The organism is Acinetobacter sp. R933-2 (genome assembly GCF_030325485.1).
Classification (GTDB): Bacteria; Pseudomonadota; Gammaproteobacteria; order Pseudomonadales; family Moraxellaceae; genus Acinetobacter; species Acinetobacter sichuanensis.
In genome coordinates, this window is sequence record NZ_JACAIJ010000025.1 from 18,077 (window position 1) to 32,290 (window position 14,214).

A 14,214-nucleotide genomic window follows, 5' to 3' on the forward strand; every position below is an offset into this window, starting at 1 on the left:
TGAATGTAATTTTCCTTCTTTTTTCTCTGCTTTAGTGAAAGAGCAGAGAAACTTTTGCTATTTTTCCACTTTATTGAATATAGGATTTCAATATGAAAGTTCAAGTAAAAATTCTTGATTCACGTTTAGGTCAAGAGTGGCCAATGCCAACTTATGCGACAACTGGTTCAGCAGGTTTAGATTTACGTGCATGTGTAGCAGAAACCATTCAAATTGAGCCAGGTCAAACTGTTTTAGTGAAAACAGGTATGGCAATTTATATTCAAGATCCAAATTTTGCGGGTTTAGTTTTACCACGTTCAGGCTTAGGACATAAGCATGGTATCGTTTTAGGTAATTTAGTCGGCTTGATTGATTCAGATTATCAAGGTGAATTGATGGTGTCTGTATGGAATCGTGGGCAAACTACATTTAGTTTGGAGCCAGGTGAGCGCTTAGCTCAATATGTATTAGTACCAGTTGTGCAAGCAGAATTTGACTTAGTTAATGAGTTTGAAGCAACTGAGCGTGGTGCAGGTGGTTTTGGGCATACAGGTAAAAATTAATTAATTTTTCATCTAAAAAAGCCTGATTTTCAGGCTTTTTGTCATTTTTTTCTAGCTTTGTAACCAAAAGTATATTTAAAATATGGGTTAATGTTACATATAGTGTTAATACAATTTTAATAGAATTGACTTGATCCTAAAAAGCTTTAAAAAAGATGACTGACTTCTAGCCATCTAATGGGGGATGGTCATTAGAAGTATTGCTTATGATAAATTCTTTTGAATTTCCACATCATATTTTTCGTGCATATGATATTCGTGGAAAAGTCGAGTTACTAAAACCTGAGTTGGTTCACTGTATTGCTCAAGCATTAGTGAAACAATATCAACAATATAACCAACGTCAGATTGTCATTGGTTATGATGCTCGTTTGAGTAGTCCTGTTTTTGCAAAAATTATTGAGAATGTGTTTTTACAACATGATTTTGAAGTGATTTCAATCGGTTGTTGTTCGTCACCACAAATGTATTTTGCGGCGCGTAAAGCTCAAGGAAATGGTTTAATTATTACAGCCAGTCATAATCCTAAAGTGGATAATGGCATGAAGTGGATTATACAAGGTGAGCCACCTTGCCCAGACATGATTCAAGCGATTGGTCATCAGGCTGAACAGTTTTTACTGCAACAGACACAAATTATTGCATTACCTACAGTGAAGCATGAAATTAAAACCGAATTTTGTGTGGCTTATCAGACGGCTTTATTACGTGATATTTATTTAAAACGACCGCTTAAGGTTGTCATTGATGGTTTAAACGGTTCAGCAGGGTTTTGTTCTCAAATTATTTTAAGAAAGCTAGGTTGTGAGGTGATTGCACTGCGCTGCAATGCTGATGGAAATTTTCCTGACCATGCGCCAGATCCATCACAAGCGAAACATCTCGAATTATTACGGCAAAATATTTTAAATCATGAAGCTGATATTGGAATTGCGTTAGATGGTGATGGCGATCGTGTTGTTATTTTAGATGAACATGCACATATTATTTCTCCAGATCGTTTAATGGCACTATTTGCACACATCTGTTTAAAGGCAAATCCACACCGAGAGATTGTATTTGATGTTAAATGCTCGCCTATAGTGCGACAAACGATTGAAAAAATGGGCGGTAAAGCCACCATGATTCGTACAGGAAGTAGTTTTTTACGTAAATATTTAACACAGTCTAAAGGTCAAGCAGTCTTCGGTGGAGAATACGCAGGGCATTATGTTTTTAATGATGGACGTGGTTTAGGCTATGACGATGGTTTATATGCAGCGTTGCGTATCATGGAATATTTATGTGATTTACCAAGTCAAATGTCATTGTCAAACGTATTAGCAGTTTATCCTGAACGGTGCTATACCGAAGATACTTACATCAGTACACATAGCACGAATCCTAAAATTGTACTGAGTGAAATTGAACAACTGAGTGCGCGTTATGGTGCGGAATTAATTAAAATAGATGGAATTCGACTTGATTTTGATCATGGATTTGGCATCATTCGAGCATCAAATACAGGTGAGTTCTTTACTGTTCGCTTTGATGCAGATTGCTCATCTCGTTTAGATGAAATTCGGCAAACATTTGCGTCTATGCTGCATGATCATTATCCTATGATCGCTCAAGATATCTTGAAGGCTCATTAATTTACATGATTGTGACGGGAGAAAAGCATGCCACATCAACACACTGGCACTGATAAAGCGCAAATTTTAACAGAAGCCTTACCTTATATTCAGCGCTTTTCAGGTAAAACGCTAGTCGTAAAATATGGCGGCAATGCAATGACAGATCCTGCTTTGGAAAGTTCATTTGCTCGTGACATTGTGCTTTTAAAAACTGTGGGAATAAATCCAATTGTTGTACATGGCGGTGGTCCACAAGTTGATTCATTTTTAAAACAACTTGGACGTGAGTCTGACCGTATTGATGGTATGCGTGTGACTGACCCTGCAACGATGGAAGTTGTAGAAATGGTTTTAGGCGGAAGTGTTAATAAATCAATTGTAAATTTAATCAATAAGCATGGCGGTCGTGCAATTGGTCTGACAGGTAAAGATGGTAATTTACTGCGTGCACGTAAATTATTAATGGAAAAAGTCCAAGATGATGGTTCTGTAAAACAAATTGATCTTGGTTTAGTGGGTGAAGTGACGGGTGTAAAAACCGATGTCTTAGAAATGTTTACCCAAAGTGATTTTATTCCTGTCATTGCACCTTTGGGTGTAGATGAAGAAGGGAAAACTTATAACATCAATGCTGATTTAGTCGCAGGTAAAGTTGCAGAAGCTTTAGGTGCGGAAAAATTGATTTTATTAACCAATATCACAGGGGTTTTAGACGAAAATAAAAATCTCTTAACAGGTTTATCTACACAGGAAGTTGATGATCTGATTGAAACAGGCGTGATTTATGGTGGTATGATTCCTAAGGTGGGTTGTGCCCTAGATGCTGTTAAAGGTGGCGTAGTGAGTGCGCATATCGTTGATGGTCGTGTACCTCATGCAACCTTGCTCGAAATTTTTACAGATCATGGTGTAGGTACTTTAATTACCAATCGTACGAAATCAACGTCAGTTTGATCTTAAACGTTTATGTTAAAAAGCCAGTCATTTACTGGCTTTTTTTATATGTAATTTATAAGGTCATTATTTAGAATGTGTTTTTGAATGGTCATAAATTAGTCATTGATTTGTCATTTAGATTCTCTAGTGTGATGAAAAGCACAAGGAGTTCTAAATTATGTTTGCAAAGTTAAATCAATACAGACAAAACATTAGTTTCCCACTGACACGTCCTAAAAAACCTCAATTACAATACAAATTTGAATGGGCAGAGGACATTAAACAATTAAAAGAAATTCAAAAATTTCGAGCTGAACAATTTGCAGAACAGTTTGGTGTTCAATTTGAGCATGGTTTAGACCAAGATTTATATGACTTAGATTGTCATCATGCTGTATTACGTGACAAGTGGAGCAATGAGATCGTGGCTTATACGCGTTTGAAATTGGTACATGGTCATCAATTAGCCCAAAGTTATAGTGCCCAAGAGTTTGATGTTTCTCAATTTTCTCATTTAAATAATATTCTAGAAATTGGTCGTACGTGTGTTCATCCACGTTATCGTAATGGAAAAGCATTGTCGATTTTATGGCTTAATTTAGTACCGATGGTACTTTGGAAAATGAAAGCTAAACATTTAATGGGCTGTGTGAGTATTCGCTTAGAAGACAATAAAGCACGTGCTTATTACACGCATCAATTTATTAAAAAATTAAGTAAAAATCAAACGATTCATGTGCCAGCTAAACCCAGTTATGAACCAACATATCCTGAGTTTAGTTTTCTGCAAGATGAACGTATTCCTAAATTATTTGACGTGTATTTAAAAATGAATGCGCGTTTATCACAGCAGGCATATCATGATCAGCAATTTAATTGTCTGGACTATTTTGTATTTTTAGATATCAATGAAGTGGCGAAAAGTTTTGTATTAAACAAAATGGTCAGTCGTTAAATAGTCTAACTACATTTCGTTTGCAAACATTCTGATTTGCAAGCGAGGTGGGACTGATGCACAATATTCACATAATGATAATGTTGTAATGAATGATTATGTGCCAATTACTTGGAATGAACTGTGCAACACCAACGGATATTACATTTTCTTTCCGTGGGTTTTCGCAACGTGCGGGAATTACTTCTGACCATTCTGATGGTTTTGGTATCGCATTTTTTGAAGATAAAGCCTGTCGTTTATTTGTCGATAATCAGTCTGCGGTAGAGTCACCTATTGCTGAGTTGGTTCGTAATTATCCAATCAAATCACGCAATGTAATTGCGCATATCCGTAAAGCAACACAAGGTAAAATTACCTTAGAAAATTCACATCCTTTTGTGCGTGAGTTGTGGGGGCGACAATGGATTTTTGCTCATAATGGTGATTTATATGATTTTCAGCCACGACTTTCAGGGCGTTTTACCCCTGTAGGAAATACAGATAGTGAACTTGCTTTTTGTTATTTACTGGATAAGTTGGTTGAAAAATTTGGTTATCATGAACCTTCATTGAAAGAAATTTTTGCAGTATTACACGAAATTTCTCCTAAAATTGCCGAATATGGCACATTTAATTTTTGTCTTTCAAATGGACAAGCATTATTTAGTTATGCCACGACAAAGTTGCATTGGTTAGTACGTGAATATCCATTTCAACATGCAAAATTGATAGATTTAGATGTCGATATTGATTTTAGTGAAGTGACTACGCCTGAAGATCGTGTTGCAGTCATCACCACAGAGCCTCTAACGCATAATGAAACATGGCAAGCATATCGACAAGGTGAAATGATTTTATTTCAACATGGACAGCCCATTCAGCGTGCAATGACTGTCGTGGCGCGTTTACAACGTGAAGCTCAAGATCCAAGTTTGAAGCGTATCACTAAGGCAGATCAATACTGATGATTGAGTAAGATAAAATATATGACACTCTATTTTAAATATAGGGTGTTTTATTTAAATAATATTAAACTCTATTTAAAGTATAAAAAAATAAAAATATTTTTATTAAAAAGCTTATTTTAAAATGGATATTGATTGAATATAAAATAAAGATAAAAATAATATTTTGGTTAAAAAATACTTTATTCTTTTACTTGGTTATCATGCTTTTATTTCTTTAAAACAATGAGTTGTAGTTTTTTGCTACAGAAAGCCTGAAACCCGACTAAACTAGTTGATTTTTATTTATTTTTTAAGCGGTTATGATGTAACCATGTAATGAATAATATTTTTAAGTTGAGTGGGGCATTGGTATGAAGATGAAATGGCTTCCTGAATATAATACGGGAATTGATGTGATCGATGATCAACATAAACGTATTTTAGATTATATCAATGAGCTACAAAGTGTAGATGTCATTTCAGACCGCGCACGAATTAAAGAAATTTTAGATAATATTATTGACTATACACAGTCACATTTTACCTTCGAAGAAAGTTTACAAGAAGAAGCAAATTATAAATATCGTGTACCCCATAAACGTGTACATGATTTATTTATTAAACGCATTGAAGGGTACCGTCAAAATTTTGAGGATGGTAAATCTATTGAAAATGAGTTGAGCGAAGTTTTAGCAAAATGGTTGATTAACCATATTCAACATGATGATGCAGATTATGTGGGTGCTGTAAAACACAATATGATGGGAATTATTCATGAAAATGAAAAGAAAAAAGGTAAAAATTGGTTTCAACGCTTTTTCTCTTAACATGAATAATAAAAAACAGAAAATAAGAAGAGTAGAAACTGACTAGCGCAGCAAACCATAACTTGGTTTGCTTTTTTTATGCCTAATCTTTGATTTTCATTGAGGACAAAGGCAAAATAGCAGCAATTTATTATGAAACACCTCATGCAGGATTATTCTATGTCACGATGGTTATCGCCGCTCATGGCATTTTGTCTATCATTTATGATTATTGTGGGTTTAGCACCTAGCTTAGGTCTACAAATTGATCGACAAATTGACTTTTGGTTATTGTGGTTGGGCACAATGCTGATTTTAGCATTGCCAATGACTTATTTAGAAATCGCATTAGCAAAACGTTCAAAAAAAACACCACTTACAGCTTTAGCTGAGTTAACCCGTGATGCAGATGCTTCACAACATTGGCGTATAGTAGGTTGGCTGTCAGTTGTATTTATTCCTTTTTTAGCAGGTGCAATTTTATCTAATGTGACACTGAATAGCCTTCAACATGCACAGCTTGGGCTACAAGCAAACTTGCTTTTAGTGATTGGTGCAGTGGTTGCAGTCGGCTTATCATTTTTGTCACGTTCGATTTTAGTTTTATTAACAGCTCTTGGTGTGATTGCTTCTCTTGTAGTGGCTAATATTTTTGGTACAGCTTTACAGCCATGGCATGTGACTCCAATCGAGTTTAAAGAGTGGGGAAATGCCACGATTCTTGCTTTAGTGGCAAGTGGTTTAGGTTTAGGACTGTATTGGCAAACAAATACATTACACGCTAAAGAAAGTGCGGCAACACAAGCAGTGTTTCCAATTTGGATTGCACAACTGGTTGCTGTCATTGCTTTTGGGTTTTTTGCAGTAAGTACGCAGATTCCTGCTTTTGTTTTATGCTTTGCCGCAATTAGTAGTGCTGCGCTGTTATTGCAATTGGCTAAAGAACAGTTAAGCCAACGTAATATTGCACCTGTTTTACAATATATTATTATCTTGCTTGCTTTGTTAGTTTGGGCTATTCCAAATATTACAACTATTTTTAATAGTATTGTGATGTTATGGGGCTTAGTGATTTGTTTGATTTATGCTGTATTTGTGGGTTGGATTATGAAAATTAGTCACCTACGTAAATCTATGAATTTTAGCTCAGAAGCTTTTTATAATATTTGGCGTATTGCAGTACGTATCGTGACACCACTTGCGATTTTAATTGCAATCATTTCATTTATTGGGCAACTTATCTAATGACTGTTGTAGCGCAAAAATCTGATGGAAAAGTTTGGGTTGCTTATGCAACCCAAAGTCAGCAGTTTCATATTGCTGTTCAATTTGAGGAAGGCATGACGGCTTACGATGCAATCGTAAAAAGTGGAATTCAAGCTCAAGTTGATTTGCCTGAACCCTACCAACTTGGGATTTTTGGTGTCAAAATTTCAGATCAAAATCAAGTTTTAGCGATGGGCGAGCGAGTCGAGATTTATCGTGCGCTGACCATTAACCCAAAAGATATTCGACGTAATCGAGCAAAAGCCAACCCAGTGGGGCGTTATTGCCGAGGCAATCGCTATCGCCAGCTTTTGTCAAAATAGTGCGATATTTCAACTTATCGCTTTAAACTATGACAATGATAATAAAAACCCCTGATGGAGGGGTTTCTTTTTATTGGAAAATGTCTATAGTGGAGGCGCATTCAAAATTGCTTCTTTAGAAGCAGGCAAACCAGGTTGAGATTCTGGAATCGTTTCTAGTCCTTCAATATTAGTCACAATTCCTGACTCATTAAAATATATTTTTAAATGTTGACCATGTGCAGCAGGAATTTTAGCTTTTTTAGCATAAGTTCCAGGAATATAGTTGTAGATGTAGTCCCAACGTGATGGGTTTAATGGATCAGTGACTGTTGGACTGCCAAGTAAGAAGCGAACTTGCTGATAGTTCATACCAACTTGAACTTTTGAAGCTTGTGCTTGGGTTAAAGGTGTTCCTTGTGGGATATCAACTTTATATACACCGAATACGGAACATCCACCAAGTAAAGAAGCGACGAATAACGTCAGCATGATTTTTTGCATTTTGCTACACTATCCCAAATTAATTATGATGCAATTGATCTAGGGATAGATCATACTGCATCTAAACTCTGTTGCATATTCCAACTTAAAATTTGTTGAGACCTTTGTATATGGCTATTTCAAATCAAGATTTACGCAAAGCTGGACTTAAAGTTACCCTACCACGAATCAAGATTTTGGAATTATTAGAAAATTCAAGACAACACCACTTGAGCGCGGAAGACATTTATAAAACATTACTTGAGCAAGGTGAAGATGTCGGTCTTGCGACCGTATATCGTGTGTTAACACAATTCGAAGCTGCGGGTATTATTCAGCGTCATCATTTTGAAAATAATCATTCAGTTTTTGAAATCATGCAAGAAGATCACCACGATCATATTGTTTGTCAAAACTGTAATAAAGTTGTTGAATTTACGAATGATATTATCGAACATGAACAACATAAAGTGGCTGAGCAATATGGCTTTAGCTTAACAGGTCACTCGTTGAATTTGTATGGTTATTGTGATGAGCCTGAATGTCAGGAAGCTTTTCGTAAGAAATAAAATCACATAAATACAACAAATTAAAAAAGAGCAAATTTTAAATTTGCTCTTTTTTTATGCTGAATAAATACTATTGACCATCAAAAGTAAGTTTATTGTTCGCATTGAGAAGTTGAGCGCCACCTTCTTCGTCTAACTTGATTTGTAGACGTAAGTCATTTGGTGAGTCTGCATGTTTCAGTGCATCTTTATAGGTAATTTGCCCAGCTTTATAGAGGTCAAATAATGCTTGATCAAAAGTTTGCATACCCAGTTCACGCGATCGTTTCATCAAATCCTTAATTTCATGTACATCACCTTTACGGATTAAGTCTGAAATTAAGGGTGAATTGATTAAAATTTCAATCGCAGCACGGCGTGAATTTCCATCAGGTGTTGGAATGAGCTGTTGTGCAACCATCGCTTTTAAGTTAAGCGATAAGTCCATAAATAACTGTCCATGACGATCAGATTCAAAGAAGTGAATAATACGGTCAATGGCTTGGTTGGCGTTGTTGGCATGCAGTGTTGCAAAAACCAAGTGACCTGTTTCAGCAAAGGCAATAGCATAATCCATGGTTTCACGAGAACGAATCTCACCAATTAAGATCACATCAGGTGCTTGACGTAAAGTATTTTTCAGTGCAATTTCAAATGAGTCCGTATCAATACCGACTTCGCGTTGCGTAATAATACAGCCTGCATGTTCATGAACAAATTCAATCGGGTCTTCAATGGTAATGATATGACCTTTAGAGTTTTGATTACGATAACCAATGATAGATGCTAAAGATGTTGATTTACCTGTACCCGTTGCACCTACAAAAATGATAATGCCACGTTTAGTCATGGCTAAATCTTTTAAAATAGGTGGAAGTTTTAGATCTTCCATCGTTGGAATAACGGTTTCGATTCGACGTAAAATCATACCCGGTTGGTCGCGTTGCTGAAAAGCACTCACACGAAAACGAGCAGTTTTGTCTTTATTTACAATAGCAAAGTTACATTCACGTGTTTCTGCAAATTCTTTACGTTGTTTATCACTCATGATTGAATGAATGATTTGACCAACAACTTCACCTGTCAACTTGGTTTTAACGACAGGGACAATTTGACCATTAATTTTCATTGATGGTTCAACATCAGCAGTAATAAATAAATCCGATGCTTTTTGCTCAATCATCATATTGAGCAAATCATTAAAATCCATTCTAATTCCCCAAATTTATTTTTTAATTATAAGAATGATTCTGGCTGTTTTGCGGCATTACGTGCAACTTGAGGGCTGATCGTGCCTTTTGCAACCAAAGTTTTTAAGCTTTGATCTAGCGTTGTCATACCGTAGTTTGCACCTGTCTGAATTGCAGAATACATTTGAGCGACTTTATTTTCACGAATCAAGTTACGAATTGCAGGTACACCGATCATAATTTCGTGTGCAGCAACTCGACCACCACCATTTTTCTTAAGCAGTGTTTGCGAAATAACGGCTTGTAAAGACTCTGACAACATGGCACGAACCATATCTTTTTCTTCGGCAGGGAACACGTCAATAACACGGTCAATGGTTTTTGCCGCAGAGGTGGTATGCAGCGTACCAAAGACTAAGTGACCTGTTTCTGCTGCAGTCAGTGCCAAACGAATCGTTTCTAAGTCACGCATCTCACCGACCAAAATAATATCAGGGTCTTCACGTAGTGCAGAACGCAGTGCTTCGTTAAAACCATGTGTATCACGATGGACTTCACGTTGGTTAATCAGACATTTTTTAGACTGATGTACAAACTCAATCGGGTCTTCGACAGTTAAAATATGGTCATAGCGATTATCATTAATATAATCAAGCATTGCTGCCAAAGTGGTTGATTTACCAGAACCTGTTGGACCTGTGACCAACACAATACCACGTGGATATTCACAAATATCCTTAAAGATTTGACCTAAACCTAAGTCCTCCATGGTGAGTACTTTTGACGGAATGGTACGAAATACTGCACCTGCGCCACGGTTTTGGTTAAATGCGTTGACACGAAAACGTGCTACCCCCGGAACTTCAAATGAAAAGTCAGTTTCAAGTTGTTCTTCATAATCACGACGTTGTTTATCATTCATAATGTCATAAACAAGACGGTGTACATCTTTATGTTCAAACGCAGGTAAGTTAATACGGCGCACTTCACCATCGACACGAATCATTGGTGGCATACCTGCTGATAAGTGTAAATCTGATGCGCCATTTTTAACGGAAAATGCTAGTAGTTCTGTAATGTCCATAATGTCCCCAAAGTAAAACCTATTTACATAATTATTTTGTAGAATGATAAGGCTTTCGTTCAGCATAACCAACATTTGATGAACAAGAAAGCTGAAATTTTTTTAAATGGAATGATGGTTAATGAATGATTTAAAACAAGCACGTAATGATGTACTGCAACAGATTGAACACGCTTGCCAAAACGCACAGCGAGATCAAGCAGAAGTACAACTATTGGCAGTTTCAAAAACACATCCAAGTGACATGTTAAAAGAAATGTATATGGCTGGGCAGCGTGCCTTTGGTGAAAATTATTTACAAGAAGCTTTAGAGAAAATTGAGAAATTACAAGACTTAGATATTGAGTGGCATTTTATTGGGCATGTGCAGCGCAATAAAACCAAGTATTTGGCAGAAAAATTTGATTGGGTACATGGGGTAGATCGTTTAATCATAGCAGAACGTTTATCAACACAACGTGATGTAAACCAAGAAGCTTTAAATATTTGTTTGCAAGTCAATATTGATGGGCAAGACAGTAAAGATGGCTGCCAACCTAGCGAAGTTGCAGAATTGGTACAACAGATTAGCCAACTTCCACATTTAAGATTGCGTGGTTTAATGGTGATTCCTGCACCGAATAACACCGCAGCTTTTGATGATGCTAAACAACTTTTTGAGATGGTAAAATCTAAGCATCAACATGCTAAAGACTGGGATACTTTAAGTATGGGAATGTCAGGTGATATGAAAGAGGCGATTGCAGCAGGTTCAACTATGGTCAGAGTAGGTACGGCATTATTTGGCTCACGTGATTATTCAAAATAAAAAATTTAGGCGATGTTTCAAGAAGTATGCTGAGCAGTTTCACACCAATTTGTAGTAGATCTTATGCAAAATTAAAAATTAACGTGGTGGTGCTATCGCAGGGCGACATGGATGTCGCCGTTGGACAAGGGTGGATATCTTGCGAAGCTTAGCTTCTCATGTCCAACAAAGGATTTTTGTTACCTTGCGGAATATATTCCTCATCCTTAAAAAGTAAGGCATCGCCTACGAAAAGAAGTACAAACTTTGTAATATAAATGAGGCTGTACTTGAATATTTTTTCATTCATTTCAGTATCATCATAATTAGCATACAATTTAGAACACCTCCAAAAACTCAAATTCAAAAGAATAGAACTGATCTCGATAAATTTTGAAATTTTAGGGAAATACTGAACTTATGCGTTCAGTATTTTCTTGAAAATTGGACATTTAGAGATAAATTGAGTACAAAAATAGGGCGAATCAAAAGTGAAAATATCACGCCTAAAATGTAAGAAATGAATAATCAAGGAAGAATATGTCTAGTTATTATCAACTAATACAACGTACTACTGATGAACAAGGAGTAGTCACAGCCCACTATACGTCTACTCAGTATGTGCAAGGCGCTTGGAATGAGCATGAACAGCATATGGCACCTGCAACAGGCATTATTTGTGCAGAATTAGAACTATTTTCGCCTCGAGATGATGTTCGAATTGGTCGAATTAGCTTGGATATTTTTGGTTTAATTGCTGCTGGAGATTTTTATATTACAACTAAAGTTATTCGTGGTGGTAAGACCATTGAACTCATTGAATCTGAAATGGTCACTCAGGGAAAAACATGTATTGTGGCAAGAACATGGCGCATGATGACCAATAACAGTCAACAGATCGCTGGTTTAGAAGATCAAAATATAGGAACACCAGAAAACTTACCCGTTTGGCATGAAATCCGTCAATGGCCAGGGGGTTATATCAAATCTGTTGAGGCACGTACTGAACAACGACGACAAGGTGCAGGAATTGTATGGCTCAGTAATGATTTAGAGATGATTGAAGGGCAAAAAACATCTTCATTTGTTAAATTAATGGGGATGGTTGACACAGCAAATGGGATTGTTGCACGGCAAACTCCTCCATTTAATTGGGGATTTCCAAATCTAGACTTACAAATTCATTTGTATCGTTTACCTCAAGGTAAATGGTTAGGTTTAGAAACCGTACAACAATATGGTGAAGATGGTATTGGATTAACCAGTTCAGTGCTTCATGATATATATGGACCATTTGGGCGTGCAGAACAAATTTTAACCTTGCGACCAATGTAAAAGCCAAGCTAAGTATTTTAAAAAGTGGGTAAATAGTGTGAGTCATTTTTAAAATTTACTCTACAAATGACTACAAAATCATCATTTCTCATCAGGTTATACTGAGGTTCATTAGTTCTTTCATCGTGAAATTAAAACGATTGTTGATATAGGGCTTGGCTAGATCACTTTAAAACAGTTTAAAAAATATCTTTCTTTGAAGTATGTAACCTCAGTAAATCAAATGATAAGGATTATAGATGATGAAGCTACGCTATTTACTTTCTTTACTTTTACTTGCAGGACTAGCGGCTTGTAGTTCTCAACCTATTCAGCAAAAGCAAACAAGCCATGCAGAATATTCACCTCAAGCAACTCAGGCAGAAAGCAAAGACAACCGAGTCAGTGGGAGTCAACAATTAGGAACAAAATGGGGCGATGATGTTAGTTCTTATGTTCAAACTGTAGATTTAAAAAGATTATCTCAGCAGCCTGTGGATGAAACACAAATACGTTATGCAGATAAACAATTTTCAGGGCGTGGTATAAACAGTATTTCGTTAGCCTCTGGAAAAATTAGTTTTTCGATATTAGATGATCAAGGACGAAACTTAGCCTTATATAGAGAAGGGCAACGTTATTTTTTATCGGGTCAAAATGGGCAAAGTTATCAATTACGTTATCATAATAGTAGTGCCCAAACCTTTGAAGTCGTGTCAAGTGTAGATGGTTTAGATGTTTTGAATGGACGTCAGGCATCTCGAAAAAATGCAGGTTATGTATTGCATCCTTATAGTTCAATTTCTATTGAAGGTTTTAGAAAAAGTAATCGTTCAGTTGCATCATTTACTTTTAGTCAACCTGAACAATCTTATGCTGCAAACTCAAGTCATGGTTCAATTCAAAATACAGGAGTGATTGGCACGGTTATTTATGAATTAAAAGCGCCACGATATGTTCCGAAAAAAGACCAAAATGGAGATTATGCACCTGCACCTAACGCATTTCCTGCGGATTGAATATCCTAAAAACTGACATTGTTAGAAAGGTAAATTTTTAGATGTTATATTATTACAATAATATAAAGTTTTTCATATGTTCAAAAATATACAAGCTCGTTATGATAACTGCGATAATAATCTAAGTTACCAAGACAGCCGATGATTTGATACTTCATGAATGATGGATGTATCAAAAAAATGGGTTGCTCACACATATCTAAAAATAGGTAACAAAATGAAAAAAATAAAGATTTTGCTCTATATTATATTTTGTGTATTTCTTGCTGCTTGTGCGAAAAAAGCAGAGGAAAACTCATCCCCATCCTCAAATCATGCTGAAGCAACCAGTGCAGATGCTGCTGCAACTGCTGCAAATAAAGAGATGGATCCGTAAATTTGAACAACTCCTATAAGTGATATTCTGCTCCTCAAATGATGTTATAAACATCAAT

At 36.2% G+C, this 14,214-nt stretch carries 16 protein-coding genes; 13 read left to right on the forward strand and 3 right to left on the reverse strand.

Annotated elements, in window-relative coordinates; all coding sequences use genetic code 11:
- Positions 1–92: 92 nt before the first annotated feature.
- The 8 genes from dut (at position 93) to HX005_RS18545 (ending at position 7,376) form a co-directional block, all read left to right on the forward strand.
- Entirely contained in the window at positions 93–545 is a 453-nt protein-coding gene (gene dut, locus HX005_RS18510) for a dUTP diphosphatase (protein ID WP_107008255.1), read from the forward strand.
- A 206-nt stretch (positions 546–751) separates the two neighbouring features.
- Positions 752–2,179 carry a phosphomannomutase/phosphoglucomutase gene (locus HX005_RS18515; protein ID WP_286378475.1) on the forward strand — a complete coding sequence of 476 codons (1,428 nt, stop codon included), beginning with the start codon at positions 752–754 and terminating at the stop codon, positions 2,177–2,179.
- 27 nt (positions 2,180–2,206) lie between these two features.
- Entirely contained in the window at positions 2,207–3,115 is a 909-nt protein-coding gene (gene argB, locus HX005_RS18520; protein ID WP_286378476.1) for an acetylglutamate kinase, read from the forward strand.
- 160 nt (positions 3,116–3,275) lie between these two features.
- Positions 3,276–4,052: a GNAT family N-acetyltransferase gene (locus HX005_RS18525; protein ID WP_286378477.1), complete on the forward strand. Its 777-nt coding sequence runs from the start codon at positions 3,276–3,278 to the stop codon at positions 4,050–4,052.
- Between the two features lie 98 nt (positions 4,053–4,150).
- Positions 4,151–4,999 carry a class II glutamine amidotransferase gene (locus HX005_RS18530; RefSeq protein ID WP_286378478.1) on the forward strand — a complete coding sequence of 283 codons (849 nt, stop codon included), beginning with the start codon at positions 4,151–4,153 and terminating at the stop codon, positions 4,997–4,999.
- Between the two features lie 353 nt (positions 5,000–5,352).
- Positions 5,353–5,808: a bacteriohemerythrin gene (locus HX005_RS18535; protein ID WP_107008250.1), complete on the forward strand. Its 456-nt coding sequence runs from the start codon at positions 5,353–5,355 to the stop codon at positions 5,806–5,808.
- Positions 5,809–5,952: 144 nt separating this feature from the next.
- The gene (locus tag HX005_RS18540) at positions 5,953–7,032 is read left to right on the forward strand and encodes a hypothetical protein (RefSeq protein ID WP_107008249.1); all 1,080 of its coding nucleotides are present in this window, start codon (positions 5,953–5,955) and stop codon (positions 7,030–7,032) included.
- A complete protein-coding gene (locus tag HX005_RS18545) occupies positions 7,032–7,376 on the forward strand; it encodes an RnfH family protein (protein ID WP_286378479.1) in 345 nt (114 codons plus the stop codon). Before HX005_RS18540 ends, HX005_RS18545 begins: the two co-directional genes overlap by 1 nt.
- Before the next feature lie 84 nt (positions 7,377–7,460).
- Here HX005_RS18545 and HX005_RS18550 read toward each other — a convergent pair whose 3' ends face one another.
- A complete protein-coding gene (locus tag HX005_RS18550) occupies positions 7,461–7,859 on the reverse strand; it encodes an outer membrane protein assembly factor BamE (RefSeq protein WP_107008247.1) in 399 nt (132 codons plus the stop codon).
- Positions 7,860–7,969: 110 nt separating this feature from the next.
- Between HX005_RS18550 and fur the strand changes: the two genes are divergently transcribed.
- Positions 7,970–8,407 (forward strand): ferric iron uptake transcriptional regulator, encoded by a 438-nt coding sequence (fur, locus tag HX005_RS18555; protein ID WP_107008246.1) that lies wholly within the window; start codon positions 7,970–7,972, stop codon positions 8,405–8,407.
- Positions 8,408–8,477: 70 nt separating this feature from the next.
- On the opposite strand, the gene HX005_RS18560 is transcribed toward fur, so the two are convergent.
- A complete protein-coding gene (locus tag HX005_RS18560; RefSeq protein WP_286378480.1) occupies positions 8,478–9,596 on the reverse strand; it encodes a PilT/PilU family type 4a pilus ATPase in 1,119 nt (372 codons plus the stop codon).
- A 26-nt stretch (positions 9,597–9,622) separates the two neighbouring features.
- Positions 9,623–10,660 (reverse strand): type IV pilus twitching motility protein PilT, encoded by a 1,038-nt coding sequence (locus HX005_RS18565; RefSeq protein ID WP_107008244.1) that lies wholly within the window; start codon positions 10,658–10,660, stop codon positions 9,623–9,625.
- A 121-nt stretch (positions 10,661–10,781) separates the two neighbouring features.
- Here HX005_RS18565 and HX005_RS18570 point away from each other — a divergent pair, with 121 nt between their 5' ends.
- From HX005_RS18570 to HX005_RS18585, 4 genes are all read left to right on the forward strand, one after another.
- Positions 10,782–11,468, forward strand: coding sequence for a YggS family pyridoxal phosphate-dependent enzyme (locus HX005_RS18570; protein ID WP_286378481.1), 687 nt, complete (start codon positions 10,782–10,784; stop codon positions 11,466–11,468).
- Between the two features lie 519 nt (positions 11,469–11,987).
- Positions 11,988–12,782: a thioesterase family protein gene (locus HX005_RS18575; protein ID WP_286378482.1), complete on the forward strand. Its 795-nt coding sequence runs from the start codon at positions 11,988–11,990 to the stop codon at positions 12,780–12,782.
- Positions 12,783–13,021: 239 nt separating this feature from the next.
- Positions 13,022–13,780 carry a hypothetical protein gene (locus HX005_RS18580; protein WP_286378483.1) on the forward strand — a complete coding sequence of 253 codons (759 nt, stop codon included), beginning with the start codon at positions 13,022–13,024 and terminating at the stop codon, positions 13,778–13,780.
- A gap of 217 nt (positions 13,781–13,997) precedes the next feature.
- Positions 13,998–14,156: a hypothetical protein gene (locus tag HX005_RS18585; RefSeq protein WP_286378484.1), complete on the forward strand. Its 159-nt coding sequence runs from the start codon at positions 13,998–14,000 to the stop codon at positions 14,154–14,156.
- Positions 14,157–14,214 lie beyond the last annotated feature (58 nt).

What these genes read in the sequence shown, in the direction of transcription:
- dut (WP_107008255.1), top strand. Translation starts at nt 93, where the DNA reads ATGAAAGTTCAAGTAAAAATTCTTGATTCACGTTTAGGTCAAGAGTGG.
- HX005_RS18515 (WP_286378475.1), top strand. Translation starts at nt 752, where the DNA reads ATGATAAATTCTTTTGAATTTCCACATCATATTTTTCGTGCATATGAT.
- argB (WP_286378476.1), top strand. Translation starts at nt 2,207, where the DNA reads ATGCCACATCAACACACTGGCACTGATAAAGCGCAAATTTTAACAGAA.
- HX005_RS18525 (WP_286378477.1), top strand. Translation starts at nt 3,276, where the DNA reads ATGTTTGCAAAGTTAAATCAATACAGACAAAACATTAGTTTCCCACTG.
- HX005_RS18530 (WP_286378478.1), top strand. Translation starts at nt 4,151, where the DNA reads ATGTGCCAATTACTTGGAATGAACTGTGCAACACCAACGGATATTACA.
- HX005_RS18535 (WP_107008250.1), top strand. Translation starts at nt 5,353, where the DNA reads ATGAAGATGAAATGGCTTCCTGAATATAATACGGGAATTGATGTGATC.
- HX005_RS18540 (WP_107008249.1), top strand. Translation starts at nt 5,953, where the DNA reads ATGCAGGATTATTCTATGTCACGATGGTTATCGCCGCTCATGGCATTT.
- HX005_RS18545 (WP_286378479.1), top strand. Translation starts at nt 7,032, where the DNA reads ATGACTGTTGTAGCGCAAAAATCTGATGGAAAAGTTTGGGTTGCTTAT.
- HX005_RS18550 (WP_107008247.1), bottom strand. Translation starts at nt 7,859, where the DNA reads ATGCAAAAAATCATGCTGACGTTATTCGTCGCTTCTTTACTTGGTGGA.
- fur (WP_107008246.1), top strand. Translation starts at nt 7,970, where the DNA reads ATGGCTATTTCAAATCAAGATTTACGCAAAGCTGGACTTAAAGTTACC.
- HX005_RS18560 (WP_286378480.1), bottom strand. Translation starts at nt 9,596, where the DNA reads ATGGATTTTAATGATTTGCTCAATATGATGATTGAGCAAAAAGCATCG.
- HX005_RS18565 (WP_107008244.1), bottom strand. Translation starts at nt 10,660, where the DNA reads ATGGACATTACAGAACTACTAGCATTTTCCGTTAAAAATGGCGCATCA.
- HX005_RS18570 (WP_286378481.1), top strand. Translation starts at nt 10,782, where the DNA reads ATGAATGATTTAAAACAAGCACGTAATGATGTACTGCAACAGATTGAA.
- HX005_RS18575 (WP_286378482.1), top strand. Translation starts at nt 11,988, where the DNA reads ATGTCTAGTTATTATCAACTAATACAACGTACTACTGATGAACAAGGA.
- HX005_RS18580 (WP_286378483.1), top strand. Translation starts at nt 13,022, where the DNA reads ATGATGAAGCTACGCTATTTACTTTCTTTACTTTTACTTGCAGGACTA.
- HX005_RS18585 (WP_286378484.1), top strand. Translation starts at nt 13,998, where the DNA reads ATGAAAAAAATAAAGATTTTGCTCTATATTATATTTTGTGTATTTCTT.